Raw genomic sequence first — 25,768 nt, forward strand, 5'->3', positions numbered from 1 at the left:
GGCCTCCGACAGTTTCCCAGCGGTTTTGCTCGCCCCGTCCCCCACCTGATCGTCGGCCCACCCGACGCCCACCACGGCCAGATGTGGAACGACCTCCGCGTCGCGCCCAGTAGACAACAGTCCGCAGAATCGCGAGAATCACCCCGCTACGCCCTATCCGTGCCACCGAGCGCACAACCCGCAACCACCCGAGAAAAGCCAGAACGAGACCCCTTTTAGGCGCGCACAAAATCACTCTTTCACCCGGCCCCATTATGCATATTCCCGCCCCGTCTTATACCGATTGACTGTGCAGCCGGAAATTGCGCTCTGTACCTCACATAACCCGGATACGCTGCGCATGGTCATTCGCCCGTCGACCGGCCACAGGGGACCCAGCATGGCGACACAGGAGCAGATCCATGCCGCCCGGCGGCAGATCGAGCAGTTGCGCGATCAGCACAGCGGCGATATCCGCGGCCTGATCCACCTCATTGACGCCGGCGCGATCAAAGGCCCTGCCGCCGACAGACTGGTACGCGACATCAACGGCTGGGACCAGGCGTACCGCGGCCTGTTCGACCGCGCACTCAACCTGCTGGACACCCTCCACCCCGACGGCGCGCCCTCATGACCCCCGGCCCGACGACACCCCTCGCCATCGACCCGACGCTGATGACCCAGCTCATCTCGCTGATGAAGCGCCTCAGCCAAACCGTCCCCGAGACCGGCGCCCAGGTGGACAAGGCCCTGAGCACGGTCCAACTCAGCATGTCCGGCCCCGGCACCGCCCGCGACATCGCCCACCAGATCGGCACAAAGGTCCCCGAACTACAACGGCGACTCGACCTGATGCTCGCCGCCCAGAAGGTCGCGCTCAGCAGATCCCAGGCCCTGTGGGCCGACGAGTCCCAGTGGGTGTCCGACACGCCCGCGGCGGGCGCCGCGACGGCCGCCCGCCTGGCCGCCGCCCTCCGCACCGCCATGAAGAAGGGAACCATCGACGCCAAAACCCTCGCCGACCTGCAGAAACACCAGAACGACCCGTACTTCGCCATCGCCTTCGCCACCCAGCTATCCCCCAGGGAGCTCAAGCAACTGCTCACATCCCTCTACCGCCGCAACACCACCGTGCTGGGCGCCGACCCGGAAGCGATCGCCGAGCTCGACAAACTGTCCGCCGCCCTGAGCACCACCCTCGGCACCGCCTCACGCGGCGCCGGCCCCCTCAAGCTCCCGAAGGGCTACGTCGACCAGCTCCTGGAACACCTAGACACCCCCGAGACCGCCTTCGCACTCAACAAACTCCTGCGCACCGGCCACTTCGACGACACCTTCCTCCGCGAGCTGGCCACCAAGGTCTACGACTACGAACGCAAACAACCTCCGGGCTCCCTGTACTGGCGCAACATGACCCCCACCACGCAGCCCGCCAACGACCTCCCGGCCGCCTACAAGGACCCGCTGGCCGCCGTAGCCGCCGCCCTCGCCCACAACCCCCGAGCCGCCCAGGACTTCCTCACCGACCCCCAGCGCAAGCCCCTCGACTACCTGATGCGCGAGCGCACCTGGTACGAGGCCACCGACAGCGACCTCGGCCACGCCCTCGAAGCCGCCACCACCACCTTCCGCGACCACGACCTCCCACCAGGCGGCTCCCGCGGCTACAAATCAGCCCTGATCGCCTCCTGGGCGTTGCACTTCTGGACCAACCCATCCGCCCAGTCCAACCTCCCCAACACCCGTCAGAGCGTGGGCAACATACTGAGCTCGTACATGAGTGACCTGAACCGCGCAGCCGAAGATCGAGTAGCCCACAACCCCGGCGTTATCTCTCGCGACCCCGACACGAACCTCAAAGGCACGCAACCCTACGGCGCCATACTCGACCGCGACGGCATCAAAGGCGTGATGCGTTGGACCTTCGCGGATCCGGCAGTGCTCAAGACAGTGGTGACGGCACAAGGGAAATACAGCATCGACGTACTGAACGAGCGGGCCGCCGAGATTGCGAAGTTGAATCGGGCCGACTTTGAGAAGTGGCACAGGGCTCATCCGCAGGCGACGACCGCCGAGATCAACGCTCAGCGCCAGAAAATTTTGGAAGGTCGAATGACCAGCTCAGATGGAGCAACTTTTGGTCAGGCCATCGAAAGACTCAGTCGCACCCTTTATGTTATCACTGACGCAGGGAACATCGCCAACATCACGAAAGCCGACCAGCACGACAAGGTGTTCGCTGCTTTCAAGGAGGCCATCACCAGCGTCGCCGACCTGGTCCCCGGCCCTCAGGGGAAGATCGCCGGATTGTTGTTCGACAAGGCCAAGTCGGAGGTGTACGGCAAGTTCACTGGCGAGCAGGGAGCTGCGGCACGCAGCCAGGCCAATACAACGATCGGCCAGACCATCGACATGTTCACTGACATCACGGCGGACGCGATGATGCAGCACGGCCTCTTCGGCGATGGAGAAGTGCCCACGAGGACACACCCGTACGCTTCCCTGAACTTCCCTCGCGGCTCGGCCGGTGATTTCATGAACGGCAAGAAGATCATTCCGTGGAGCCAGATGACCGCGGATCAGCGTGAAGCGTATACGGAATGGCTCAACAACCCAGACACAGGAGCCGTGTTCCGAGACCCCTCGAACGCCGTAGGAGAAGGCTTCGATCAAGCGACCCGCATCGAAGGACAAGGCGGATGAGAACGCCCCTCCTCCCCGTACTGCTGACGGCGGTGCTGCTCGCGACGTCGGCCTGCTCCTCCTCGCCACCGCCTGACAACCGACCGCTGGGAGACGTGACGGCGAAGCCGCAGGAGTGCGGCCTGATCTCCAGGGACGCCATCGCTCGAGCCATCGGCCTGGATGATTTCCTCGCCACAGGAAGCCGGCCTGGAGAGCGCTTCGACCGGTGCATCGTACGGAAGCTGCAGAGCGACGAGATCGGAGCAGAGCTCTCGATCACCTTCGACAATCCGTCGAGCTTGTCGTTGGACGAGTTGGAGGGCACGAAGCAGCACGATCGTGGAGTGGACCTGCCCGCCGATCTCGGCCCCGGCTTCACCGCCCAGTTCGAAGGCAAAGATGGACTCCGCACGTATGCCTACGCCTGGACGCCTGACACTCGCCGCCGACTCTCCATCTGGATCACCCCGGGCGCCCCAGGCCGAGACCACCGAGCGGACGCCATCGAGTTCGTCCGCCAACTTAGGCCCATCCTGCTAGCGCCTTCTACTAAGTGACGCAGCGTGTGCTTGCCGCTCTAGGGCAACCGGCTCTGCCTGGCCTACCACCATCACGGTTGGGCTTCATTCAAGCCCTGAGAGTCACTCTAGATCCGGAAAAGCTTCCCGGATGATGCTAAGAAGCATGGCTGCTCCAGCCTGATCGAACTGTAGGGTCTGACTAACTTTCTTCGGGGACTGCCTGCCATCAGACCCATAGGTGCTCAGCTGGAGTAGGCGCCCTTCAGCCGCATGCACCATTTGATAACCACACTCGACCTCGGTCGGGTGAAGCCCAGTGTTTTGAGTCGTCCTAGAGAACGAACGCACGACCGCCAAAGCATCCTCCTCGCAGATGAATGACTGCACTATCTCGTAGAGGTATACGGCAAGCGCACCTCTTATTCAGCCTATTTGAGAGGGAGCTCAATCACGATCTTCCGCCGGCGCAGTAGCGGATACAGTCATCCAATACGGTTGGCGGCGGTTCGGCCCTTGTTCCAACTCTCGATGACCATCTGGTAGCACTGGCTCTCTCGTGATCCGGTGCCGCTGTTGTTGTAGCCGCCGTTCGATGCGCGGGTCAACGCTTCGGACCTCCAGCGCGCGGCCAACCCTCGCTTGAGCATCTTCTTGGCCAGGTCATCGTCGTCAACATTTGCGCCGTGACGCCCCAGGAACATGGCCACACCTCCCAGGATCACGCCGTCCCAGGACTCCTTGTCCCTCCCCCAAGCCAGCTCAACAACCCGCAACGTTCGATCCAGAACATCGGGTCCATACTGCTTCGTAATCCTCAGCACGGCCGACACTGCGCCGACGCTGTTCGTCGAGCTTGATCCCAAGCCGAGCCGGTGATCCTTCAGCACTCTGTCGATACTCACACAGAGCTCATCCCCTGCGGTCAGCCCGACCCTGTACTCATCCAGAGTGCTGACTTTTGCTGACTCTCGATTCTTGATGAGGAAGAGAGTCGCCTCTTGCTGCTGGTCAAGGCCATAATGGATCTCCGCTTTCAGAGTGCGAAGCCCCCTCAGCTTGCAGGCCTCGGTTCGATGCATGCCGTCAACCACATACCGAATGCCGTCGGCGCGCTCAGAAACCACGATCGAGCCGAGAGCATCCACGATAAGCCCATCCGCGATGCTCTTCGCGCGCTTCGGATTGAGCTTACGCTGTGCATCCTCGTCAATTTTCAGCGTGTCGATCTCAACTTCGACACCGTAGTCGACACGGTGATCCGGCAGTACGTACTGGAAGCGAGACTTGGCCACTCGATGAACTCCGTTCTGGATGCTAGCTGGGCTTCGGCTTTCTAAGGCTCTTGCGGCGGCCCCTGGTGGGTACCGACGCTCTTGAGGAATTCGGTAGCCACCTTCACATCCGTCGTTGACACCGTCCAGCGCTCACTTCCGCTTCGCTTGTCCCAATGCAGGACGGGCGGAGCCTGTTGAGCTCGACGAGCCACAGCTCGGCGCTGTCCACTCTGATCAGCGATTAAGCCACCCAATGCGGTGAGAGCTACGAACACAACCACCGCAGCCCAGGCCCACGCGTTGTACTTCATCTCGGTAGCAAGGTTGACGGCAATGCCCAAGCCAGCCGACATCACAGCGCCCCAAAGCGCCCAGGATTTGCGGCTCATATCCGAGAACCTCTCAGGACGGACTCTCAACGAGGTGGGCCGTCCTGGTCACATGCACGACACCCCACTCAGGCCTGACGAGAGCGTAATTGAGATCCTCAATCGGCACAACCAGAACCTATAGGAACTAGCATCACAAGTGCCCAACAAGCATTGGTAGTCCGGCATTTTCCCAGGTCACAGCTTCGCCTGCCTTTGGAATACCTCTTGGCTTCGTGACGTACGCATGACTCGACCTCAGAGCCTCATTCCACACGACAACCGGACAAAGCGTTCTAATGAGGCATAAATATACCCATCAGAGGTGGTGTCGATACCCAAGGGCTCGGCTGCTCGGCTGACAGTCGCCGCACGACACCTCCGCCCCAGGATGACCAATGACCCGCATGCCGACTTGATAACAGCGAGATAACGCCCGTCGGAGTGGCTTCGCTACCTTAAGAGGTCACTCGTGGGCACTCTGGCGCCTGGCGAGGTCTCGTGAAGCGACCGCGTCCCAGTGCGCCATCGTCTCTCTTCCAGATTTATTGCCGATAGAACGGACGGTGCACGAGCGGGCGGCTACTACTCCTCCTTGGGCCAGCGCTCCCGCGGTGCCACGAAAGTCCCCCGGCCCTGGATGGTGACTACCCAACCCTCCTCGCGCAGGAGTTCCATCGCACGGCGTACTGAGCCGCGAGCGATCCCGTGCTCCTGCTGCAACGAAGTCTCGGAGGGCACCGTCTGCCGTTCCTCCAAGTCGCCCGCCTTGATTCGCTCCCTGATGATCCGGGCCAACTGCTCATAGATCGGGGTCGGGTCGAGCTGGTCAACTGTCATACCCAGCACGTTAAGTACGTACTTGCAGGGTCTTACATACGGTACGAGCTGTACGTGCTAGACGGGCTGTACGGGCTGGACGTATTGTTGAAGGGTTGGAGTAAAGCAAGGGCCCGTCCGGCGATGCAGCGCCGAGACGGGCCCGTCAATCGGACACGGGAGGTCCGATCCATGGGCAACTCAACCACAGACCTACGGTTCACGCCCCTGCTGGCTGCCGAGGTTCAAGCCGTGCTCGAAAAGCACGGCTACCGGCTGCCAGCGGGTGGAGATCACGTACAGGCTTTGGTGCTGGCACGGGTTGAGGGCGCGCTCCAGAACCTCGCGGCGATCTTCGAGGGGAGGACCTGGTGATTCGGTGGGATGAGTTCGCCGACTACCACGGTCCGCACGATGAGCGGCCGAAACCTGGTCATATCGTTCTGACCTGGCATGTGCCCGGCAACCGTACGTCGCGCGTTCGCGTGGTCGCGCATACGTGTGAGTGCCGGGGCATCGTGTACGAGCTCTGCCACGTCGCCGGGCAGGGCTTCGTACGACGGACTGACCGGATACAGGGGGAGGTGCGCGAGACGGGCTGGACGAGCACCACGCTCGCCCTGGACACCTTTCATCGGATCCTGTTGGGCCAGGCGCGATGAGAGCCCGGTAACGGCTCTTGTTGGTGGGACGGGGGGCGGCGATGCTTGGGGGAGGGTCGGCTGGGGGGAGGGGTGGGTATGGGCTCCGGGTCGTGGTGTGTCGTTGGGCTCGACAACGGCGGGAATGCCAACAACGCCACCGTTCTCGATGATGCGGGCCGGTTCCTCGTTCCTGGGATGGTCGAGTCGCCGAGCCGGGTCAGGGAAGGGCCGAAGGCGGCGCTGCGGGCGCTGGCGGAGGCGATGGAGCAGGTGCTGGAGGTCGCGAACGTACGGCGGGCGGCCGTGGCGGGGGTTGGGCTGGACACGCCGGGGCCGGCGAGCGCGTACGGGGTCATCTCGTCGCGTGGGTCGACGAATTTTCTGCATCCGGAGTGGGCTGGGTTCGACATTCGTACGGCGCTGGAGGATTTGCTGCAGGTGCCGGTCATCTACAGCAATGACGCCAATGCGGCGGCGTTGTATGCGCATCACACCTATTTCGGGGCGGAGGAGGCGGGGCGGCGGTCGTCGGTGGCGGCGATCGTCGGTACGGGGCTCGGTGGCGGGGTGGTCGAGTCGGGGCAGGTCGTGCGGGGGGCGGCGGGCATGGCCGGGGAGCTTGGGCACATTCCGCTTCCGCCTGGTGGGGTGTTGGAGGACGGGCAGGGGTTGCCGGAGTGCAATTGCGGCAATGTGTGCGATGTCGAGAGCTTGGCCTCGCTGACCGGGATCGAGAAGAATTTGCTGCCCTACTGGCTCGGGCGGCATCCGGGTCATCCGCTCGCGGCTGAGCCGTTACCCGTGGCGGCCAGGGCGCTGCGCGGGTACGCCGAGCGTGAGGATCCGCTGGCGTTGAGCGTGTTCGAGCAGCAGGCGAAGGCTCTGGGGATGTTGTTCACGATCGCGGCGAACTTCACCGATCCGCACGCGTACTTCCTGGGCGGGGGTGTCGTGGCGGCCGGGGCGCGGTTCCGGGAATGGTTGCTGGGGCGGGTGCGGGCGCACACCGCGCTCCGGGTCGAGCAGCGGGAGGCGGCGGTGTTCGCGCTGGTGCCGGATCTGGACATGGCGGGGGCGAGGGGGGCGGCGATCGCCGCACGTGAAGCCCTGACGCGAAGCCAGAGTTGACCTCGACTTTGGTTGAGGTTGAAGACTGGCGAGGACGTTTCTTCCGCGATGAAAGGCGGCGTCCTCATGCGTGCTGTTCAGGTGGCCTCGTTCGGTGGGCCGGAGGTGCTGGTCCCGGTGGAGGTGCCCGATCCGGCGCCCGGTCCTGGGCAGGTGGTGGTCGGGATGGCGGTGGCGGATGTGATCTTCCTGGACACGCTGCTGCGTGCCGGGTGGGGGCAGGAGTTCTTTCCGCGGGAGCTGCCGTACGTGCCCGGCGGCGGTGGCTCCGGTGAGGTGCTGGAGGTCGGTGACGGCGTGGATCCGGGGTGGGTCGGGCGGCGGGTCGTCGCGCGGACGTCCACGGGGTATGCCGAGCGGGTCGTCGCCGGGGTCGAGGAGATTGTCGCCATTCCGGATGGGCTGGCGTACGAGCCGGCGGCGGCCCTCGTGCACGACGGCGTGACCGCGCTCGGCATGGCCCGGCTGGGAATGCCGGAGGAGGGGGAATGGGTGCTGGTGTCGGCGGCGGCCGGCGGGGCGGGGTCGCTGCTGGTGCAGCTCGCCGTGGAGGCGGGGGCGCGGGTGGTGGCGGCGGCGTCCAGTGACGACAAGCTGGCGCTGGCGAAGGAGCTGGGCGCTGAGGCGGGCGTCGATTACACGCGGCCGGGGTGGGTCGAGCGGGTACGGGAGATCACCGGGGGCGGGGCCTCGCTGGTGTACGACGGAGCCGGCGGATCCCTCGGTGCGGCGACCGCAACGGCCGTGGCCGATGGTGGGCGGTGGGTCACGTACGGGACGGGCGAGGGTTTCAGCGCGCCCGACCAGGAGGCGGCGACACGGCGGGGCGTACGGCTGCACTTTCCGCTGATGGAGGGGCCGCCCGCGCCGGCGGAGGTGCGTGAGCCCCTGGAGCTGGCGCTGCGCCGGGCCGCCGAGGGGCGGTGGCGGCCCGCGATCGGGGCCGTCCACCCCCTGGAACGGGCCGCCGACGCGCATCGGGCGCTGGCGGCGCGAACGACGATCGGCAAGTCCCTCCTGTCGGTCAGCTGAGCGGCAGCGGCGGCTCGGAGTCCTGGCGCGGGCCGAGGATGCGGCGTTCGGACTCCTCGATGCGTACGTCGTTGATGCTGGCCTCGCGCCGCCGCATCAGCCCGTCCTCGTCGAACTCCCACTGCTCGTTGCCGTAGCTGCGCCACCACTGGCCGGAGGGGTCGCGGCTCTCGTACTGGAAGCGTACGGCGATGCGGTCGCCGGACACCGCCCACAGCTCCTTGCGCAGCGCGTAGTCCAGCTCGCGGTCCCATTTGTGGCGCAGGAACGCCCTGATCTCGTCGCGGCCCCGCAGGAACTCGTCGCGGTTGCGCCAGACGGAGTCCTCCGTGTACGCGAGCGCGACGCGGTCGGGGTCGCGGGTGTTCCAGGCGTCCTCGGCGGCCTGGACCTTGATCCGGGCGGTCTCCTCGGTGAACGGCGGGACGGGCGGGCGGGTCATGGGGCCTCCTTGGCGGCGGTGAGCGGAGAACGAGCGTTCTCCCGTATCCTAGAGAACGCTCGTTCTCCGAGGCAAGGAGGGGTTGTGGAGCACGCGGAGCGCGTTCTCACCGCGGCTGCGGACCTGTTCTACCGGCGTGGCGTACGGGCCGTCGGCATGGACGAGGTCCGGGCCGCCTCCGGCGTGTCGCTGAAGCGGCTCTACCAGTGCTATCCGTCGAAGGAGGCACTGGTGGTGGCGTACCTGGAGCGGCGGGACGAGCGCTGGATGTCCTCGCTCACCGGTTACGTGGACGGGCGGACCGACCCGATCGCGGCGGTGTTCGAGTGGCTGGAGCGGTGGTTCGGGGAGGACGGCTTTCGTGGGTGCGGGTTCGTCAACGCCTATGGTGAGCTCGGCGCGGACTCCGACGCCGTACGGGAGGTGGTGCGGCGGCACAAGGAGCGGCTGCGCGCTTACCTGCACGGGCTGGTTGCCGGGGCGGTGACGGATCCCGGGCTGGTGGCCGAGCAGCTTCTCGTGCTGATCGACGGGGCCACCGCGGTCGCCATGGTGAGCCCGCGCGAAGCGGCGGCGACGGCGGCCCGCGCGGCGGGCCTGGCCGCCGCCGCGATCACGGCACCGGATGAATCCCCCTGAGGCGACAGGACTCGGGGGGATCATGCGACAATCCCCGTTCATGGCCGTCATCCACCAAACCAGCGTCAAACCCACCAAACTCGAACTGCTCACCGCCTGGCTGCCCACCCGCCCCTGGTACCAGGGCGGCGACGGTGGGCCGAGCCTGGTCAAGGCCGGCGGCTTCCGGCTGGACGACCCGCAGGGCGAGGTCGGGATGGAGTTCATGGTCGTCGCCGACACCTCGGGCGCGCGTCCGGTCGCCTACTTCGTGCCGCTCACCTACCGCGGCGCGCCGCTGGACGGGGCGGAGGACGCCCTGGTCGGCACCATGGAGCACGGCGTGCTGGGGCGGCGCTGGGCGTACGACGGCTGCCACGACCCGGTCCTGCTCGCCGAGTTCGCGGCCCTGATCGAGGGCCGGGTGCAGGCCCAGGACCAGAGCGTCAGCGACACCGTCGATCAGGAGGTCAGCCGTGCCTTCAGCGGCGACGTCCTCCCGAGCTTCTCGACCGCCGTGGACGACCACGAGGGCACCGAGCTGAAGGCGGCAGAGGGCGTGGTCCTGCGGCTGCAGCGGGTGCTGGGGCCGGCCGACGCCCCCGAGGGGGCGATCGGGCACGTCGCCGGCGCCTGGACCCTGCCGGAGGGCGTACGGGAACGCGGCCTGTTCGCCGTCCTACGCCCGGCCTGACACACGCCGTCCTACGCCCGGCCTAACCCGGCAACACCTTGTCCAGCGTGATCGGCAGGTCGAGAACGCGCACGCCGGTCGCGTGGCGGACCGCGTTCGCGACCGCCGCCGCCACCCCCGCGATGCTGACCTCCCCGATCCCCACCAGCCCCAACGGCATGGTCGGGTCCGGCTCGTCCAGATAATGCACGTCGATGTGCGGAACGTCGGCGTGCACGGGCACGTGATAGTCGGCGAGGCTCGGGTTCATGATCCGGCCGGTACGCGGATCGACCAGCGTCTCCTCCGACAGCGCCATCCCGAGCCCCATGACGATCCCGCCCCGGAGCTGGCTGGCCGCGGTCTTGGCGTTGACGATCCGGCCCACGTCGAACACCCCGAGCCACCGCGACACCCGGATCTCGCCGGTGTCCCGGTCCACCCGCACCTCGCAGAAGTGCACCCCGCAGGCCGCCTTCACCAGGCGCCGCCGCTCCAGCAGCGTCCGGATCATGAACACGGGCATGTTGGCCTTCACCTCGGCGGTGACATGGTCGCGGCCGGCACGGGCCAGGATCTCCGCGTACGTTCCAGGAGCGCCCCGGCCCAGCCGCCGCACCATCCGCTTCAGCTTGTCGCAGGCGGCCACGACGCCGCCGGCGATGCTGGCGGTCTGGACCGAGCCGCCCGCGCCGGGCGCGTCCGGGAGCGAGGAGTCCCCGTACTCGACGCGCACCGACTCCAGGGGCACCCCCAGCTCGTCGGCGGCGATCTGGGCCTGGACGGTGGCGGCGCCCATGCCCATCTCCTGCAGCCCGCAGCGCACCACGACCCGCCCGTCCGCGCCGAGGCGGACGCTCACGTTCGCGGGCAGCATGAGCGTCGGGTGGTAAGCCGTCGCGACGCCCATGCCGACCAGCCAGCGCCCGTCCCGCGTCGCTCCGGCGCGCGGGTCGCGGTCGCGCCAGCCGAAGCGTTCGGCTCCGAGCGCGTACGCCTCCCGCAGCAACCGCCGGGAGAACCGTTTGCCGTCCACCGGATTACGTTCGGGCTCGTTGCGCAGCCGCAGCTCGACGGGGTCGAGGCCGAGCTCCCAGGCCAGCTCGTCCATGGCGGACTCGATGGCGAAGGTGCCGATGGCCTCGCCGGGGGCGCGCATGGCGGTGTTGGCCAGCAGGTCGAGCTCGACGACGTGCTGGCGCAGGTGGATGTTGGGCGCGGCGTAGAGGTGGCGGGTGGCGGCGGTGACCGGCTCGGGCATGCCGCCGATCCGGCCGGTCCTGGAGACGCTGGTGTGCACGATCGCGGTCAGCCGCCCATCGGCGTCCGCGCCGAGCGCGACCCGCTGCGTGCTCGGGGTGCGCCCGCCGACCGTGTGGTAGACGGCCGCGCGGCTGAGCGCGAGGCGTACGGGGCGGCCGACGGCCCGCGCGGCCAGCACGGCGAGCAGCGTTCCCGCCCACACCATGGCCTTGCCGCCGAACCCGCCGCCCACGTACGGCGCCAGCACCCGGACGCCCCGCTCCGGCACGCCGAACCGCGTCGCCAGGTGTTTGCGCAGCCAGGCGATGTTCTGGGTGCCCTCGTGCACGGTGAGCCGGTCGCCGTCCCAGACGGCGGTCGTGGCGTGCGGCTCCAGGGCGTTGTGGTGGTAGGGGGGCGTGGTGAAGCGCAGGTCCACCGTGACCGGCGCGGTCTTCAGCGCCGCCTCGGCGTCGCCCTTGTCGGCCTCGCTCTCCTGCAGCAGGTTGCCCTTCTGCGGCACGGCGTTCGGCTCCTCGGCGGCGAAGTCGAGGACGGCGGGCAGCTCCTGGTAGACCGGCCGGACGAGGGTGGCGGCGTGCCGGGCGGCCTCCGGGGTCTCGGCGACGACGACGGCGACCGGCTGGCCGTTCCAGTGCACCTCGTCCGTCGCGAGGTAGTTGACGGACGTGGCCGAGACGAACGTGCTGAGGTCGAGCGGGCTGAACTTCGGCGGCGGCTTCATGGCCGGGGCGTTCTCGTGGGTGAGCACGTCGATCACGCCGGGCACGGCCCTGGCCGCCGCCGTGTCGATCGCGGTGATCCGGGCGCGCGCGACGGCGGCGTGGACGAGGGCGGCGTGGGCCAGGTCGGGGTAGTGGTGCTCGGCGGCGAAGCGGGCCTCGCCGGTGACCTTGGCCCGGCCGTCGACGCGGTCGACGGGCTTGCCGACGTAGGTGGCCGGGGCGGTCGCGCGCTCGGTCTCGGTCGTGGTCATCCGATTTCCTCCCCCAGGTCCAGGTCGCGCAGCGTGGCCGCGACGGTGGCGCGGACCAGGCCGGTCTTGAACGCGTTGCCGGGCCGTACGGCGGCGGGCGCCAGCTCGGCCTCGGCGGCCCGCCGGTACGCCTCCTCGTTCGCCGGCCCGCCGAGCAGCAGCCGCTCGGCCTCCCTGGCCCGCCACGGCGTGGTGGCCACGCCGCCCAGCGCCAGGCGTACGTCGGTGACGACGCCGTCCCGCACCTCCAGCGCGGCGGCCACGGAGACCAGCGCGAACGCGTACGACGCCCGGTCGCGCACCTTGCGGTAGCGGGAGCGGACGGCGACGGGGACGGGCGGCAGCTCGACCGCCGTGATCAGCTCGTCGGCGGCCAGCGCGGTCTCGACGTGCGGGGTGTCGCCGGGCGGCAGGTGGAACTCGGCGATCGGGATCCGCCGGACCCCGCGCACGCTGCGGACCTCCACGACGGCGTCGAGCGCGGCGAGTGCCACGCACATGTCCGACGGGTGGGTGGCGATGCAGCTCCCGCTGCCGCCGAGCACGGCGTGGGAGCGGTTGAAGCCGCCGATCGCGTCGCACCCGGCTCCGGGCTCGCGTTTGTTGCAGGCGGACTCGCGGTCGTAGAAGTACGGGCACCGGGTGCGTTGCAGCAGGTTGCCGCCCACGGTCGCCATGTTGCGGAGCTGCGCGGACGCGCCCGCCAGGATGGCCTGGGCGAGCATCGGGTAGCGGGCGGCCACGCGGCGGTCGGCGGCGAGGGCGCTGTTGCGGACGAGGGCGCCGACGCGCAGGCCGCCGCCGGGCAGGTCGTGCACCTCGTCGAGGGGCAGCGCGGTGAGGTCCACGACGGTGGCGGGGCGTTCGATGCCCTCGCGCATGAGGTCAACCAGGTTGGTGCCGCCGCCGAGGAAGCGGGCGCCGGGGTCGGCGGCCACCGCCAGCACGGCCTCGTCCACGTCGGCGGGTTTGAGGTAGGCGAAGGGTTTCATCGGGTCACGTCCTTGATGGCGTCCACGATGCCGTTGTAGGCGCCGCAGCGGCACAGGTTGCCGCTCATGCGCTCCCTGATCTCGGCCTCGTCGAGGGCGGCCGGGTCCGCGCCGGAGGCGGCGTGCTCGGCCAGCATGCCGATGGCCGAGCAGATCTGGCCCGGGGTGCAGTAGCCGCACTGGAGCCCGTCGTGGCGGACGAACGCCTCCTGGAGGGGGTGCGGGGCCACCCCCTCGATCGTGGTGATCTCCTTGCCGTCGTACTGGACGGCGAGGGCCAGGCAGGAGTTGATCCGCGTGCCGTCGGCGAGGACCGTGCACGCGCCGCACGCGCCCTGGTCGCAGCCCTTCTTCACCCCGGTCAGGCCCAGGCGGTCGCGCAGCAGGTCGGCGAGGCTCACCCAGGGTTCGACGTCGAGTTTCTCCTCGGCGCCGTTCACCCGCATCCGTATCTCGGTCACGACGGGGACGCTAACAGAACGGTGTCCGCCTAACAAGAGAACGTTGTTCTTTTAAGTGCCGCCAGTATGCTGGCAGCGACATGACGCGATCGGCATTTCTCCGGGCCAGGCGGCCTGAGCACAAGGAGCAGCGGCGGCAGGCGATCCTCGACGCCGCCCGCGAGCTCGCCGCCGCCTCCGGCGTGCGTACGGTCAGCCTGGGGGCGGTCGCGGAGGCGGTCGGCCTGGCGAAGTCCAACATCGTGCGTTATTTCGGCACCCGTGAGGAAATCTACCTCCAGCTCGCCGCCGAGGAGTGGCTCGCCTGGTCAGCAGCGGTCGCCGAACGCCTGCCGGAGGCGACGGACCCGGAGGCGGTCGTGACGGCGCTGGCCGAGACGCTCGCCGCCCGCCCGCTCTTCTGCGACCTGCTCGGCAACACCTCCACCAGCCTGGAGCACAACGTCTCCGTCCCGGCCGCGCACGCCTTCAAGCGCACGGTGGTCGGCACCGTGGCCGAGCTCGGCGCCAGGATCGCGCCCGCGGCCGGCCTCACCCCGGCCGAAGGGCTCGAACTCGCCGCCGCCGCCGCGGGCCTGGCCGGGGTGCTCTACCCCGCCGCCAATCCCTCCCCAGTCCTGGTCCAGGTCTACGCCCAGGACGCCGAGCTGGCCGCCTCGTGCCCGCCGTTCGTGCCCACGCTCGTGCGCGGGCTGCGCGCCATGGCGGCCGGGCTGCCCACGTTGCGGGAGAGCTGAAAGTTTCAGCGGCGGCCAGCGCATTCGCCGTCGCGGCGGCCGATTGCTGTACACGGCGGCGATTTCCCAGCACGGTGTGCCTAACCGGTTAACACTGGAGAAGGGACCCCCATGAGGAAACCCATCGGGCTCGTGGCGGCGGCGTTCCTGTCGCTCCTCGTCTCGATGCTCGCCGCCCCTGCCCCCGCGCACGCCGCGGTCGGGCTGCGGGTCAGCGGCACCAAGATCGTGGAAGCCAACGGGAATGCGTTCGTGATGCGCGGCGTCAGCCACGCGCACACGTGGTACACGAGCCAGACGAGCTCCTTCGCCGACATCAAGGCGCTGAAGGCCAACACCGTCCGCGTGGTGCTGAGCGGCGGCCGGTGGACGCCGAACGCCGCCTCCGACGTGGCCAACGTCGTCTCGCTGTGCAGGCAGAACCGGTTAATCTGCGTGCTCGAAAACCACGACACCACGGGCTACGGCGAGCAGAGCGGCGCGTACACGCTGGACCAGGCAGTCACCTACTGGAACAGCGTGAAGAGCGCGCTCACCGGCACCGAGGACTTCATCATCATCAACATCGGCAACGAGCCGTACGGCAACAACAACGTCTCCGGCTGGACCAGCGCCACCTCCTCGGCCATCGCCCGCATGCGCACGCTCGGCTTCCAGCACCTGCTCATCGTGGACGCGCCCAACTGGGGCCAGGACTGGCAGTTCACCATGCGGGACAACGCCGCCACCGTGGCCGCCGCCGACCCGCAGCACAACACCGTCTTCTCCATCCACATGTACGGCGTCTTCGACACCGCCGCCGAGATCACCGCCTACCTCAACGCCTTCCAGAGTGCGGGCCTGCCGCTGATCATCGGCGAGTTCGGGTTCAACCACTCCGACGGCGACCCCGACGAGGACACCATCATGGCCCAGGCCCAGCAGCGGGCCCTCGGCTACATCGGCTGGTCGTGGAGCGGCAACGGCGGCGGCGTCGAATACCTCGACATGGTCACCAACTTCAACCCCGCCCAGCTCACCTCCTGGGGCCAGCGCATCTTCAACGGCGCGAACGGCATCGTGTCCACCTCGCGCGAGGCCACGTTCTTCAGCGGCGGCAGCAGCGACACGACCCCGCCGACCACGCCGGGCACGCCGTCGGCCGCGAACATCACCTCCTCCGGCGCCACCCTGTCCTGGACGGCCTCCACCGACACCGGCGGCTCGGGCGTGGCGGGCTACGACGTCTACCGTGAGCAGGGCGCGACCGACCCGCTGCTCGGGACCTCGGCGACCAACTCGATCACGCTGACCGGGCTGTCGGCCGCCACGCAGTACCAGGTGTACGTACGCGCCCGCGACGTCGCCGGCAACACCTCCGCGGCCTCCGCGCTGACCACGTTCACCACCCTGTCGGGCGGCGGCGGCCCGAGCGGCGGCTGCACGGCGGCCGGCACGGTGCAGAGCCAGTGGAGCGGCGGCTACGTGGTGCAGCCGGTCACGGTCACCAACACCGGCACCTCGGCCACCACCGGCTGGACGGTCACCTTCACCCTGCCCGCCGGCCACACCCTCTCCGGCTCGTGGAACGCCACGGTGAGCGTCAGCGGCCAGACGGTCACGGCCAAGAACGCGGGCTACAACGGCAACCTGGCCCCGAACGGCTCGACCAGCTTCGGCTTCCAGGTGGCCCGTCCGAGCGGCAACACCGCGACGGTCTCCTCCTACACCTGCGCCGCCTCCTGAACGCGGCCCCGGTCCTCGCCGACACAGGCGAGGACCGGGCTTCACGCCAAGGCTTCCGAGGGCGCGGTGAGGAGCGGGAACATCACCTCGACCCGGGTGCCCACGCCCGGCTCGCCGCTCACCACGCAGATGCCGCCCAGCTCGGCCGCCCGCTCCCGCATCGACCCGAGCCCGACGCCCGACCGTACGGACTCGGGCAGCCCCTTGCCGTCGTCGGAGACGAGCACCCGCAGCACCGACCGCTCCCGCTGGAGCACGACCCGGGCGGTCGAGGCCGCCGCGTGCTTGCGGACGTTGGTCAGGGCCTCCTGGACGATCCGGTAGACGGCCACCTCGACGGCGGCGGGCAGCCGGCTCAGGTCGCCCTCGACCTCCGTCTCGACCGTGATGCCCGGCGAGGAGCGCTCGGCCAGGTCGCGTACGGCGCGGGCCAGGCCGAGGTCGTCGAGCGCGGGCGGGCGCAGACCGTAGACCAGCTCGCGGATGTCGCCGGTGACGGCGGCCATGCCGGTGTGCAGCTCGCGCAGCAGCTCGTCGGCGGTCTCCGGGGAGTCGGCGAGGCTGAGCCTGGCCATGTTGATGGTCATCGCCATGGCCGACAGGGTCTGGCCGAGGCCGTCGTGCAGGTCGCGGCGCAGGCGGCGGCGCTCCTCCTCGCGGGTGGTGAGGATGCGCTCGCGGGAACGCTGCAGGTCGGCGGCCATGCGCACGGCGTGGGCCACGTCGGCCGCGTACGGGGTGAGCGTGGCCAGCACCCGCTCGTTGTGCGCGGCGGGGAACCTGCGCGGCCCCGGCGGCCCGACGAGCAGCCGCCCCACCCGCTCCCCGTGCCAGGTGAGCGGCACCTCGCGCGGGGCGTCGCCGACGCGGCCGCTCTCGACGTAGCGGGGCTCGCCGTCGGCCACCTCGACGGCCACGCCCTCGACCGCGAGCCCGTCGCGCAGCACGCCGACCACGGCGGTGAGCGCGTTGGCCGGGTCGCCGCGGCGCACGGCCTGGGTGAGGCGCTCGGCGAGCAGCGCCGGGTCGCCGACGGAGCCGTACAGCAGCCGGTCCACGGCCCGCTGGAGCAGGCGGCGCAGCGGCTGGAAGAACGCCCCGGCGAACAGCGCGGCGGCCACCCCGGCGACCTGGCCGTAGCCGGAGACCACCAGGCTGGACAGCGCGCCCGCGCCGAAGTAGACCGCGCTGACCACGGCCACCACGCCGGCCGCCACGAAGGCGCGGCTGATCACCGTGTCGATGCCGTAGAGCCGGTAGCGCATCACCGAGAACGCCACCGCGAACGGGATGGCCGCCGCCCACACGATCGCCGCCCACAGCAGCTCCTCGGTGACGGCCGCGACGACCAGGAAGACGATGTAGCCGACGAAGGCCAGCAACGGCCAGCCGATCTGCCGCCGCAGCACCGGGTCGGCCCCCCGCATCCGCACCGCCAGCGAGAGCGCGGCCAGCGCCATCGCGACGTAGATGCCGGTCCAGCCGATCGCCCACAGCGTGTCGAGGTGCGGCGTGAGCGCCGGCACGGCCAGCGGGTTGGGGATGACCTCGGGGAACGGGTAGCCCGCCGCCGGCGGCGGCTCCCTGAAGGTGCTGCGTACGAACGTGAGCGTGATCGCCGCGCAGCCGAGCAGCAGCGCCGGCCGCCAGCGCGGCGACGGCAGCCGCCCGTCCGGCGAATACAACGGCAGCAGCATGGTGAGCGTCAGCCCGCACACCGCCCACCCGAGGCCCGACGGTAAGCGCATCCAGCCGGCGAGGGCCAGGTCGCCCGCGGCGGCGGCGCGGAACATCAGCGCGTCCGACAGGTCGCTGACCGCCGCCGCGAGCCCGCCGACGCACATGAGCCAGGCCATGTTGAGCCGCGGCCGGTGCACGATGAGGAACGCGCCCACGGCGGGGAAGGTCAGGGCGACCGCCGACTGCGGGGAGGCGGTGAGCTCCGGCGTCCACTCGGCCGGCAGCCCGGCCCACACCAGCCAGGACGCGACGCCGAGCACCGGCGAGACGGCAGCCATGATCATCGCTACCAGCCGTGCGGGCGTGGCCTTCCCGATGTCGTCGGCGAGTTGGCCGCTCATACGCCCTCCGTCCTCCGGATCCGGCAAAGGGGGTCCGGCAGAACGCATTATGCCCTGGCCCCATGAACCCATAGGGCCAGGACAATATAGGCGCTACCGGACGGTGATCGTCGCCTTCGCCGACAGGGTCGTCGGGTGAGCAGCGGGCGCGACGGTGAGCGAGACCGTGAGTGCCAGCACCGCGAGCAGCGCCGTCTTCCGCGCGGTCACTCCTCGGCCCCGACCGGCAGCCAGACGCGCATGGTCGCGGGGCCGCGATTGCCCCACCGGTGGTACGGCACCAGCCGCAGACCGGCGTCCGCACCCGAAGGACGCCCGTCCGGCTCGTGGCCGTACGGCCAGCCCGACGGCTCGCTGCTGCCGCCGAGCGACGCGGCGACCTCCAGCTCGACCACCCCGTTCACGTGGTGCTCCACCGGCGGGGCCACGCGGGCGGCGAGGTCGCCGAGCGGCGGCTCGTCGGCCACCGACTCCGCGCAGTAGACCAGCGGCCCGCGCTCCACGGCGGCGCTGCCCCGCAGCGCGTCCACGCGCCGGTCGGGGAACGTCCAGCGCGGCCCCATCGGCAGCTCCAGCCGCAGCTCGTCGCCGGTCCGCCAGGGGCCGTCGGCGACCGCGTACCCGGGGACGACCTCGCGCACCTCGCCGCGGTGCGTGAGCCGCGCGCCGGCCGCCCAGGCGGGGACGCGCAGCGCGATCCTGCCCCTGCCGCCGGTGAGCGCCCGTACGGTCACCACGCCGTCCCACGGGTAGCCGGTCTCCACCTTGACCGCGAGCTCCCCGTGCCGGATCTCGGCCGGCGTCGGGTGGTGGATCTGGATGCCGTCGGCCGTGGCCGTGGCGACGTACGCGGGCAGCGAGGCCAGCGTGCGGGCGATGTTGTTCGGGCAGCAGGAGACGTCGAACCAGGGCGAGCGCAGCCCGCCCTCGGGGGCGTGGTTCACCCCGTCGAGCGGCACGGCGGGCACCCGCACCTGCAGCGGGTTGGCGTAGAAGAACGAGCGGCCGTCCAGCGCGACGCCGGTGGCCAGCATGTTGTAGAGCGTCCGCTCGGCCAGGTCGGCGTAGCGCACGTCGCCGGTCGCCAGCAGCAGCCGGTGGGACAACATGACGGAGGCGATGCTCGCGCAGGTCTCGTTGTAGGCCCGGTCGGGCGGCAGCTCGTAGTCCTCGCCGAACGACTCGTCCGCGTGACGCGAGCCCATGCCGCCGGTCAGGTGCGTACGCCGGGCCACCGTGCGCTCCCACTGCGCCTCGACCGCCTTCAGCAGCTCCTCGTCGCCGGTCTCGACGGCCACGTCCACGACGCCGGAGGCCAGGTAGAGCGCCCGTACGACGTGGCCGCGGAAGACCTGGGCCTGCCGTACCGGCAGGTCGTCCTGGTAGTAGGCGCGGCCGAAGGGGATGTCGGCGAGCGCGGGCAGGCCGCGGCGCTCGACGAAGCGGCGGGCCATCTCCAGGTAGCGCTCGGTCCCCGTCACCCGGTACAGCTCGACCAGCGCCATCTCGATCACCGGGTGCCCGCAGGTCTGCGTGCCCTCCATGAAGCGGCGGCACACGTGGTCGGCGGCCCGCACCGCGACCCGGGTCAGCGTGTCCTCGCCATGCGTGCGCAGCCGGGCGACCCCGGCCTGGATTAGGTGGCCGTAGCAGTAGAGCTCGTGGCCCCACTCCAGGTCGGTGTAGCGGCTGCCGGACCAGCGGGTGTTCAGGTAGCCGTCGCCCTCCTGGGCGCCCGCCACGGTCTCGGCCAGCGCGGGCAGCCCCGGATGGTCCGCCCAGGCCATGGCCTCCAGCAGCTTGTAGATCTCCGAGTCGCTGAACTCGCGGCCCCGCCTCGGGCGTTCGCCGCGGAAGTTGCCGATCCAACCTTCGCGCTCTTCCCATTCCTGGCAGTGGGCGATCGTGACCTCGCGGTTGAGCGCCACCCGGTCGCCCCAGAAACCGGGCGAGAGGCGTACCGCGTCGAGGCCGAGCGGGGACAGGACGCCCGAGGAGGGCAGGACAGGGTTAGCCACGCAGAGCTCCTGACATGAATCCGCGCACGTAGTGGCGCTGCAGCACGATGAACAGGACGAGACAGGGGATGGCCATGACCATGACGCCGGCCTGGAGCATGCCGTAGTCGACGGCGCCGAACGTGCGCTGCGTCATGCTGACCACGGCCACCGGCAGCGTGAACGACGCGCCGTCGTTGAGCAGGATGAGCGGCGCGAAGAAGTCGTTCCACGAGGCGAGGAAGGCGAACAGCCCGACCGTGATCAGCGCCGGCCGCACCGCCTTGAGCAGGATGCTGGAGAAGGCGCGGAACGTGCCGCAGCCGTCCACCAGCGCCGCCTCCTCCAGCTCGCGCGGCAGCGCCTCGAACGCGTTGCGCATCATGAACAGCGCGAACGGGAGCTGGAACATCACGAACACCAGCGACAGCCCGACGAGCGAGTTCTGCAGGCCGAGGTAGCCGAGCAGCACGTAGAGCGGGATGAGGATGGTCGCGTACGGCACCATGAGGATCGCCAGCGTGGCCAGGAACAGCACGTTCTTGCCGGGGAAGTCGAAGCGGGCGAAGCCGTAGCCGCCGAGCGCCGAGACGACCAGCGTGCCGGCGACGGTCATGGTGGAGACGAGGATGCTGTTGGTCGCGTACGTGCCGACGCCCTCGCCGAAGGCGGCCATCTCCAGGTAGTTGGACGGGTCCTCCAGCGACGCCCAACCGCTCCACACCAGCGGGTACAGGAACAGCACCGCCAGCGCCGACAGCGTGAGATAGCGACTCATCGCAGCCTCCGCATCATGAAGGTGTTGAGGCCGACGAGGGCCACGAGCAGCACGACCGACAGCGCCGCCGCGCCGCCGAGGTCGAAGCGGAAGAAGGCGTCCCGGTAGACGACCATGACCATCGACACCGTGCTGTTGTCCGGGCCGCCGTTGGTGAAGACGAAGAACTGGTCGAAGGCGAGCAGCGAGCCCGTCACGCTGAGGATGAGCATCAGGGCCAGCGTCGGGCGCAGCAGCGGCAGGGTGATCCTGGTGAAGATCTGCAGGCGGTTGGCGCCGTCGCTGCGGGCGGCCTCGTACACCTCGGTCGGGATGGCCTGCAGGCCGGTGAGCAGGATGAGCATGTTGAACCCGGCGAAGCGCCAGATGACCAGCGTGATCGTGGAGAACAGCGCCATGTTCGGGGTGCCGATCCACTTGACCGGCTCGCTGGTGAGGCCGATGGCCTGGAGCATCGGGTCGATGGGGCCGAAGTCGTTGTTCAGCATGCCGTAGAACAGCAGGCCCGCCGCGGCGAAGCCGACCGCGCCCGGCAGGAAGAACGCGGTGCGGAAGAACCCGATGCCGGGCCTGCGGTCCTGCACCAGCAGGGCCAGCCCGAGCGCCACCGCCGACAGCAGGACGGTGGTGAGGGCGGTGTACTTCAGCGTGAAGAGCACCGCGTCGACGAAGAGCGGGTTGTCGGCGATCTTGGTGTAGTTGTCCGGCGCGTTGAACGCCGGGGCGCCGAGCAGGGGCCAGCGGTTGAGCGACATCCAGACCACCAGCACCAGGGGCGCGAGGAAGAGCACGCCCACGATGACGGCCGTCGGGGCCGCGTACAGCCAGCCCTGGATCCTCCTGCTCCGCCACCGGGCGGAGGGCGCGCCATGGGCCGCCCGCCGCCCGGAACGGGTCATCGTCAAGGTCATTGCTGCAGCGACTTCGTGATCTCGGCGTTGAGCTGCCCGAGCTTGGAGGCGTCGCCGAAGACGGCCTCACGGGCGTAGCGCAGCCACGGGCCCTGCGGGTCGTTGAAGGTCTGGCCGAAGCGCAGGGCGTACGGGGTCTGGCCCTTCGCCACCAGCGAGTTGATCAGCACCACGCGCGGGTCCTCGGACGAGTACTTGTTGCCGGCCAGGTCGGTGCGGGCGAGCACGTCCTTGTTCTTGGCCATGACCTCGACCTGGGCCTCGTCGCCGACCGTCCAGGACAGGAACTCCCATGCGGCGTCCGCGTTCTTGGTGGTGGAGCTGATGCCGATCGAGTCGCCGCCGACGAACGTCGACTCGCCGCCGTCCGGGCCGGCGATCGGGGCGACGCCGATCTTCATCTCCTTCGGCATCAGGCCGAGCGTGGTCGAGGGCATCGGCATGACGCCGATCTCGCCCTTCGGGAAGAAGCCCGTCCAGGTCGGGCCCTGCTCCTCCTTGGCGGTCGGGCCGGTGACCTTCTTCTCGTAAAGCTCGCGCCAGATCTTGAAGACCTCGGTCATGGCGGGCTGGTCGTTGAGCGACTGGGTGCCCTCGGCGTTCATGACCTGGCCGCCGGCGGCCCAGACGGAGGGCCAGAAGGTGAAGACGTAGCAGCCGCCGCAGTTGCCGCCGAAGAACGTGCCGTGGACCTTGCCGTCGGCGCCCAGCTTCTCCTGGACGGCGGTGGCCTGCTGGGCGAACTCCTTCAGCGACTTCGGGCCCTGCTCGGGGTCGAGGCCGGCCTTCTCGTACAGGTCCTTGTTCCAGAACCAGACCGACAGGTCGAGGGTGTGCGGCAGCGTGTACATGCGGCCGTCGAGCGTGCCCAGCTTGATGTGCGAGGGGGCGAGCTTGTCCTTGTACGGCAAAGCCGTCACCCTGTCGGTGATGTCGAGGAACAGGCCCTGGGAGGTGTAGTTCGGGACGAAGATGACATCGGCCGCGAACACGTCGGGGAGCTGCTTGGCGCCGGCCGCGGCGGCGATGCGCGGCTGATAGTTGTCCGTCGGGATGACGGTGAGCTTGACCTGGTTCTTGTGGGTCTTGTTGTACTGCTGGACCAGCCGCTCGCTCTGGGTCTGCGTGGCGGCGCGGGTCCACATCGTGATCGTGACGGGGCCCGCCTCCTGGGTGCCGCCGCCCCCGCTGTCACCGCCGTTCCCGCTGTTTCCGCAGGCCGCCGCTGTGAGCGCTAACACACCGAGAAGGGAGATCCCGGCCAGCCTTCGTCTCATGTTGTGCTCCTGGACTTAAAGGTTTTCGGAAACGTAGAAGAAACACGGACCTCTGTCAATGGGTGCTAGGGTGCTAAGCAGTTCACAGCGACCGAAAAGGGTTTCGAAGCATGGCGACTAAGCGGGCGACCATCAACGATGTGGCCTCGCTGGCGGGGGTGTCGATCGCCACGGCGTCCAAGGCGCTGAACGGGCGGCAGGACGTACGGGCCGCCACGCGCGAGCGGGTGCTCGCCGCCGCGGCCCAGCTCTCCTTCCAGCCGAACGCCCTCGCCAGAGGGCTGCTGTCCGGCCAGACACGCACGGTCGGGCTGCTGACCTCCGACAGCGTCGGCCGGTTCGGCATCCCGGTGCTGCTCGGCGCCGAGAACGCCTTCGGCGCCGGCGAGATGGCCGTGCTGCTCTGCGACGCCCGCGGCGACGCCATCAGGGAGCAGCACCACCTGCGGGCGCTGCTGTCACGCCGCGTCGACGGGCTCATCGTCGTGGGCGAGAGCACCGACCCGCGGCCGTCCGTGAGCAAGGACCTGCCGGTCCCGGTCGTCTACGCCTACGGCCCCTCCGAGGACCCGGAGGACGTCTCGTTCGTGCCCGACGACGTGGGCGCCGCCGCCATGGCCGTCAACCACCTGCTCGCCCTCGGCCGCCGCCGCATCGCGCACGTCACCGGCCCCACCCACTACAAGGCCGCCCGCGACCGCGAGGAGGGCGTCCGCCTCGCCCTGGAGGCGGCCGGCCTCCCCCAGGCCGGCCAGACCCTCTCCGGCCCGTGGTCGCAACGCTGGGGCCGGCACGCCGCCGAGATGCTGCTGATGTCCGAGCCCGAGATCGACGCCGTCTTCTGCGGCAGCGACCAGATCGCCGCCGGCTTCGTCGAGGCGGCCCGCGAACGCGGCCGCCGGGTGCCCGACGACATCGCGGTCGTCGGCTACGACAACTGGGAGGTCCTGTCCACGGAGACCCGCCCGGCACTGACGACCGTGGACATGAACCTGGAGTCACTGGGCCGGACCGCGGCCCAGCACCTGTTCGCCGCCATCGACGGCAAGGCGACGCCCGGCGTCCACAAGATGCCCTGCCAACTCGTCATCCGCGACTCCACCTCCCCACCCGGCATCTCCTGACTCCTTGGCGCGGGCTCGCCCGGAACGGCGCATACGGTCCGTATAACTTTCCCTTACCCTTCGTATTCCTTCGCGGTAGAATAAGGGCTCGACCATGCCCCCACCTCGCCATTCAGGTTGGCGGGTCCCTGGACGGCAAGGTATGCTGACTTCATTGCTCCCCGCCGTCCTCTGGGATTGGCGGGGCTTTTTCATGCCGGGAGGCGTGAATGACAGACCGCGTTGAGGTCTTTCTCGACTATCAGAACGTCCATTTGGCAGCACATGAGTGCTTCGCACCCAGGTTCGGGGTTCCGGTGCACCAGACCTTGGTACATCCGCTGGCGGTGGCTGAGCGGATTGTGGAGAAAAGGAAGCATGGCGGCCTTCTCCAGGGAGTGAGGGTGTTCCGCGGACGGCCCAATCCCGAGCACGAGCCGACGCCGGCCGCCGCGAACGACGCGCAGAGCGCGGCTTGGAGCCGGGATCCACGTGTGACCATGATTCGGCGCCCCCTGAACTATCGAGGCTGGCCCAAGGAACGGCCTCGCGAGAAGGGCGTGGATGTCGCTTTGGCGATCTCGCTCGTGGAGACCGCGCTACGTGCCGAGTACGACGTTGCGGTGGTCTTCACCAGTGATACGGACCTGTTGCCGGCGATCGAGATGGCGTTCCGCGAGACAAAACCGAAGATCGAGATCGCGGCTTGGACCGGTAAGAACCCTCTTTGGTTCCCCGATGAACTCAAGATGAAGCGATATCTGCCCTATTGCCATTTCCTGTCCGAGCTCGACTTCGAGGACGTACGCGACCGCACCAGGTACATCTAACGGCGAGGGACGCCGCGCCGCCCTGTCCTGGTCGCGGCGACAGAAGCAGTTCGTGGAGGGGCCGGCGCGTGCAGGGCTCGAGGGGTGATTTCCTGGAGGCATGGCTGATCTCGTTGTCGACGGCGGCGACAAGTTGTGCGTGCAGCTCCTCATCGAGTTGCGCGGTCACGTACGCCGCGCCGGCCCCGGGGCCGTGATCCATCTGATCGCCACCGACCCGGCCGCGCCCGTCGATCTGCCGGCCTGGTGTCATCTGACCGGGCACACCTATCTGGGGCCGGTCGAGGGGGCCGAGCGGCCGACGTTCGCGTTGCGGGTGGCGGAGGAGGCGCACGAGACGCAGGACGCGCGGCCCTGGCACATGGCTTGACCGGTTAACGGGCGTCTGTTCGGGGTGGCCTACAGTAGAGGCGGTTACCCGGTTCAGAGCGGGAGCCAGGTCAAGAGAGGGAGT

Annotated in this window: 25 protein-coding genes; 14 read left to right on the plus strand and 11 right to left on the minus strand. The window is 69.2% G+C overall.

What is annotated here, in order from left to right:
* The first annotated feature begins 379 nt into the window (after positions 1–379).
* Genes BMW85_RS41375 through BMW85_RS41385 form a run of 3 tightly spaced genes read left to right on the plus strand, consistent with a single transcriptional unit; the run spans position 380 to position 3,221 of the window.
* On the plus strand, positions 380–613 hold the full coding sequence (locus BMW85_RS41375; protein ID WP_020546980.1) for a hypothetical protein: 234 nt from the start codon (positions 380–382) through the stop codon (positions 611–613).
* Entirely contained in the window at positions 610–2,682 is a 2,073-nt protein-coding gene (locus BMW85_RS41380; RefSeq protein ID WP_091092702.1) for a DUF6571 family protein, read from the plus strand. The genes BMW85_RS41375 and BMW85_RS41380 overlap by 4 nt, the downstream gene beginning before the upstream one ends.
* Positions 2,679–3,221 carry a hypothetical protein gene (locus tag BMW85_RS41385; protein WP_091092704.1) on the plus strand — a complete coding sequence of 181 codons (543 nt, stop codon included), beginning with the start codon at positions 2,679–2,681 and terminating at the stop codon, positions 3,219–3,221. Before BMW85_RS41380 ends, BMW85_RS41385 begins: the two co-directional genes overlap by 4 nt.
* Positions 3,222–3,667: 446 nt before the next feature.
* On the opposite strand, the gene BMW85_RS41395 is transcribed toward BMW85_RS41385, so the two are convergent.
* Together BMW85_RS41395 and BMW85_RS41400 are read right to left on the minus strand one after the other, a co-directional pair.
* Positions 3,668–4,477 (minus strand): ParB/RepB/Spo0J family partition protein, encoded by an 810-nt coding sequence (locus BMW85_RS41395; protein ID WP_091092706.1) that lies wholly within the window; start codon positions 4,475–4,477, stop codon positions 3,668–3,670.
* Between the two features lie 935 nt (positions 4,478–5,412).
* Positions 5,413–5,667, minus strand: coding sequence for a GntR family transcriptional regulator (locus BMW85_RS41400; RefSeq protein ID WP_091092707.1), 255 nt, complete (start codon positions 5,665–5,667; stop codon positions 5,413–5,415).
* Between the two features lie 171 nt (positions 5,668–5,838).
* On the opposite strand from BMW85_RS41400, the gene BMW85_RS41405 reads away from it, so the two are divergent.
* The 4 genes from BMW85_RS41405 to BMW85_RS41420 all read left to right on the plus strand — a co-directional run bounded on the left by BMW85_RS41405 (position 5,839) and on the right by BMW85_RS41420 (position 8,450).
* Positions 5,839–6,021, plus strand: a complete 183-nt coding sequence (locus BMW85_RS41405) for a hypothetical protein (RefSeq protein ID WP_091092709.1) — start codon at positions 5,839–5,841, stop codon at positions 6,019–6,021.
* Positions 6,018–6,308 carry a hypothetical protein gene (locus BMW85_RS41410; protein WP_091092711.1) on the plus strand — a complete coding sequence of 97 codons (291 nt, stop codon included), beginning with the start codon at positions 6,018–6,020 and terminating at the stop codon, positions 6,306–6,308. The genes BMW85_RS41405 and BMW85_RS41410 overlap by 4 nt, the downstream gene beginning before the upstream one ends.
* A gap of 78 nt (positions 6,309–6,386) precedes the next feature.
* The gene (locus BMW85_RS41415; protein ID WP_091092712.1) at positions 6,387–7,418 is read left to right on the plus strand and encodes an ROK family protein; all 1,032 of its coding nucleotides are present in this window, start codon (positions 6,387–6,389) and stop codon (positions 7,416–7,418) included.
* Between the two features lie 66 nt (positions 7,419–7,484).
* A complete protein-coding gene (locus BMW85_RS41420) occupies positions 7,485–8,450 on the plus strand; it encodes a zinc-binding dehydrogenase (protein ID WP_091092862.1) in 966 nt (321 codons plus the stop codon).
* On the opposite strand, the gene BMW85_RS41425 is transcribed toward BMW85_RS41420, so the two are convergent.
* On the minus strand, positions 8,443–8,892 hold the full coding sequence (locus BMW85_RS41425; RefSeq protein WP_091092714.1) for a nuclear transport factor 2 family protein: 450 nt from the start codon (positions 8,890–8,892) through the stop codon (positions 8,443–8,445). The genes BMW85_RS41420 and BMW85_RS41425 overlap by 8 nt on opposite strands.
* Before the next feature lie 84 nt (positions 8,893–8,976).
* On the opposite strand from BMW85_RS41425, the gene BMW85_RS41430 reads away from it, so the two are divergent.
* Both BMW85_RS41430 and BMW85_RS41435 read left to right on the plus strand, forming a co-directional pair.
* Positions 8,977–9,531: a TetR/AcrR family transcriptional regulator gene (locus BMW85_RS41430; protein ID WP_091092715.1), complete on the plus strand. Its 555-nt coding sequence runs from the start codon at positions 8,977–8,979 to the stop codon at positions 9,529–9,531.
* Positions 9,532–9,571: 40 nt separating this feature from the next.
* The gene (locus tag BMW85_RS41435; protein ID WP_091092717.1) at positions 9,572–10,204 is read left to right on the plus strand and encodes a maltokinase N-terminal cap-like domain-containing protein; all 633 of its coding nucleotides are present in this window, start codon (positions 9,572–9,574) and stop codon (positions 10,202–10,204) included.
* Positions 10,205–10,226: 22 nt separating this feature from the next.
* Here BMW85_RS41435 and BMW85_RS41440 read toward each other — a convergent pair whose 3' ends face one another.
* From BMW85_RS41440 to BMW85_RS41450, 3 genes are read right to left on the minus strand one after another with little or no spacing between them, the layout of a single operon-like run.
* Positions 10,227–12,422 carry a xanthine dehydrogenase family protein molybdopterin-binding subunit gene (locus tag BMW85_RS41440; RefSeq protein ID WP_091092719.1) on the minus strand — a complete coding sequence of 732 codons (2,196 nt, stop codon included), beginning with the start codon at positions 12,420–12,422 and terminating at the stop codon, positions 10,227–10,229.
* Positions 12,419–13,414 carry an FAD binding domain-containing protein gene (locus BMW85_RS41445; protein WP_091092720.1) on the minus strand — a complete coding sequence of 332 codons (996 nt, stop codon included), beginning with the start codon at positions 13,412–13,414 and terminating at the stop codon, positions 12,419–12,421. The genes BMW85_RS41440 and BMW85_RS41445 overlap by 4 nt, the downstream gene beginning before the upstream one ends.
* Positions 13,411–13,860, minus strand: coding sequence for a (2Fe-2S)-binding protein (locus BMW85_RS41450; RefSeq protein WP_218156169.1), 450 nt, complete (start codon positions 13,858–13,860; stop codon positions 13,411–13,413). Before BMW85_RS41450 ends, BMW85_RS41445 begins: the two co-directional genes overlap by 4 nt.
* Positions 13,861–13,955: 95 nt before the next feature.
* Between BMW85_RS41450 and BMW85_RS41455 the strand changes: the two genes are divergently transcribed.
* A complete protein-coding gene (locus tag BMW85_RS41455) occupies positions 13,956–14,612 on the plus strand; it encodes a TetR/AcrR family transcriptional regulator (RefSeq protein ID WP_091092724.1) in 657 nt (218 codons plus the stop codon).
* Between the two features lie 111 nt (positions 14,613–14,723).
* On the plus strand, positions 14,724–16,337 hold the full coding sequence (locus BMW85_RS41460) for a cellulase family glycosylhydrolase (protein WP_091092725.1): 1,614 nt from the start codon (positions 14,724–14,726) through the stop codon (positions 16,335–16,337).
* Between the two features lie 41 nt (positions 16,338–16,378).
* Here BMW85_RS41460 and BMW85_RS41465 read toward each other — a convergent pair whose 3' ends face one another.
* The 5 genes from BMW85_RS41465 to BMW85_RS41485 all read right to left on the minus strand — a co-directional run bounded on the left by BMW85_RS41465 (position 16,379) and on the right by BMW85_RS41485 (position 23,381).
* Positions 16,379–18,418: a sensor histidine kinase gene (locus BMW85_RS41465; RefSeq protein ID WP_091092727.1), complete on the minus strand. Its 2,040-nt coding sequence runs from the start codon at positions 18,416–18,418 to the stop codon at positions 16,379–16,381.
* 206 nt (positions 18,419–18,624) lie between these two features.
* Positions 18,625–20,436 carry a glycoside hydrolase family 127 protein gene (locus BMW85_RS41470; RefSeq protein WP_091092729.1) on the minus strand — a complete coding sequence of 604 codons (1,812 nt, stop codon included), beginning with the start codon at positions 20,434–20,436 and terminating at the stop codon, positions 18,625–18,627.
* On the minus strand, positions 20,429–21,193 hold the full coding sequence (locus BMW85_RS41475) for a carbohydrate ABC transporter permease (protein ID WP_091092730.1): 765 nt from the start codon (positions 21,191–21,193) through the stop codon (positions 20,429–20,431). The genes BMW85_RS41470 and BMW85_RS41475 overlap by 8 nt, the downstream gene beginning before the upstream one ends.
* Complete coding sequence (locus tag BMW85_RS41480; RefSeq protein WP_245775369.1) at positions 21,190–22,092, minus strand: carbohydrate ABC transporter permease; 903 nt, start codon at positions 22,090–22,092, stop codon at positions 21,190–21,192. Before BMW85_RS41480 ends, BMW85_RS41475 begins: the two co-directional genes overlap by 4 nt.
* 8 nt (positions 22,093–22,100) lie before the next feature.
* Positions 22,101–23,381, minus strand: a complete 1,281-nt coding sequence (locus BMW85_RS41485; RefSeq protein WP_091092734.1) for an ABC transporter substrate-binding protein — start codon at positions 23,379–23,381, stop codon at positions 22,101–22,103.
* A gap of 110 nt (positions 23,382–23,491) precedes the next feature.
* On the opposite strand from BMW85_RS41485, the gene BMW85_RS41490 reads away from it, so the two are divergent.
* The 3 genes from BMW85_RS41490 to BMW85_RS41500 all read left to right on the plus strand — a co-directional run bounded on the left by BMW85_RS41490 (position 23,492) and on the right by BMW85_RS41500 (position 25,684).
* A complete protein-coding gene (locus BMW85_RS41490; protein ID WP_091092735.1) occupies positions 23,492–24,505 on the plus strand; it encodes a LacI family DNA-binding transcriptional regulator in 1,014 nt (337 codons plus the stop codon).
* A gap of 209 nt (positions 24,506–24,714) precedes the next feature.
* Entirely contained in the window at positions 24,715–25,314 is a 600-nt protein-coding gene (locus BMW85_RS41495; protein WP_091092737.1) for an NYN domain-containing protein, read from the plus strand.
* A gap of 100 nt (positions 25,315–25,414) precedes the next feature.
* Positions 25,415–25,684, plus strand: coding sequence for a sulfurtransferase TusA family protein (locus tag BMW85_RS41500; protein ID WP_091092738.1), 270 nt, complete (start codon positions 25,415–25,417; stop codon positions 25,682–25,684).
* Positions 25,685–25,768 lie beyond the last annotated feature (84 nt).

This window comes from Nonomuraea wenchangensis (assembly GCF_900111685.1).
In the GTDB taxonomy this organism is placed as follows: Bacteria; Actinomycetota; Actinomycetes; order Streptosporangiales; family Streptosporangiaceae; genus Nonomuraea; species Nonomuraea wenchangensis.

Excerpts from the sequence above, each read along its gene's own strand:
- BMW85_RS41375 (WP_020546980.1), top strand. The coding sequence starts at position 380 with ATGGCGACACAGGAGCAGATCCATGCCGCCCGGCGGCAGATCGAGCAG.
- BMW85_RS41380 (WP_091092702.1), top strand. The coding sequence starts at position 610 with ATGACCCCCGGCCCGACGACACCCCTCGCCATCGACCCGACGCTGATG.
- BMW85_RS41385 (WP_091092704.1), top strand. The coding sequence starts at position 2,679 with ATGAGAACGCCCCTCCTCCCCGTACTGCTGACGGCGGTGCTGCTCGCG.
- BMW85_RS41400 (WP_091092707.1), bottom strand. The coding sequence starts at position 5,667 with ATGACAGTTGACCAGCTCGACCCGACCCCGATCTATGAGCAGTTGGCC.
- BMW85_RS41405 (WP_091092709.1), top strand. The coding sequence starts at position 5,839 with ATGGGCAACTCAACCACAGACCTACGGTTCACGCCCCTGCTGGCTGCC.
- BMW85_RS41415 (WP_091092712.1), top strand. The coding sequence starts at position 6,387 with ATGGGCTCCGGGTCGTGGTGTGTCGTTGGGCTCGACAACGGCGGGAAT.
- BMW85_RS41420 (WP_091092862.1), top strand. The coding sequence starts at position 7,485 with ATGCGTGCTGTTCAGGTGGCCTCGTTCGGTGGGCCGGAGGTGCTGGTC.
- BMW85_RS41425 (WP_091092714.1), bottom strand. The coding sequence starts at position 8,892 with ATGACCCGCCCGCCCGTCCCGCCGTTCACCGAGGAGACCGCCCGGATC.
- BMW85_RS41435 (WP_091092717.1), top strand. The coding sequence starts at position 9,572 with ATGGCCGTCATCCACCAAACCAGCGTCAAACCCACCAAACTCGAACTG.
- BMW85_RS41440 (WP_091092719.1), bottom strand. The coding sequence starts at position 12,422 with ATGACCACGACCGAGACCGAGCGCGCGACCGCCCCGGCCACCTACGTC.
- BMW85_RS41445 (WP_091092720.1), bottom strand. The coding sequence starts at position 13,414 with ATGAAACCCTTCGCCTACCTCAAACCCGCCGACGTGGACGAGGCCGTG.
- BMW85_RS41450 (WP_218156169.1), bottom strand. The coding sequence starts at position 13,860 with ATGCGGGTGAACGGCGCCGAGGAGAAACTCGACGTCGAACCCTGGGTG.
- BMW85_RS41455 (WP_091092724.1), top strand. The coding sequence starts at position 13,956 with ATGACGCGATCGGCATTTCTCCGGGCCAGGCGGCCTGAGCACAAGGAG.
- BMW85_RS41460 (WP_091092725.1), top strand. The coding sequence starts at position 14,724 with ATGAGGAAACCCATCGGGCTCGTGGCGGCGGCGTTCCTGTCGCTCCTC.
- BMW85_RS41465 (WP_091092727.1), bottom strand. The coding sequence starts at position 18,418 with ATGAGCGGCCAACTCGCCGACGACATCGGGAAGGCCACGCCCGCACGG.
- BMW85_RS41475 (WP_091092730.1), bottom strand. The coding sequence starts at position 21,193 with ATGAGTCGCTATCTCACGCTGTCGGCGCTGGCGGTGCTGTTCCTGTAC.
- BMW85_RS41480 (WP_245775369.1), bottom strand. The coding sequence starts at position 22,092 with ATGACCCGTTCCGGGCGGCGGGCGGCCCATGGCGCGCCCTCCGCCCGG.
- BMW85_RS41485 (WP_091092734.1), bottom strand. The coding sequence starts at position 23,381 with ATGAGACGAAGGCTGGCCGGGATCTCCCTTCTCGGTGTGTTAGCGCTC.
- BMW85_RS41490 (WP_091092735.1), top strand. The coding sequence starts at position 23,492 with ATGGCGACTAAGCGGGCGACCATCAACGATGTGGCCTCGCTGGCGGGG.
- BMW85_RS41495 (WP_091092737.1), top strand. The coding sequence starts at position 24,715 with ATGACAGACCGCGTTGAGGTCTTTCTCGACTATCAGAACGTCCATTTG.
- BMW85_RS41500 (WP_091092738.1), top strand. The coding sequence starts at position 25,415 with ATGGCTGATCTCGTTGTCGACGGCGGCGACAAGTTGTGCGTGCAGCTC.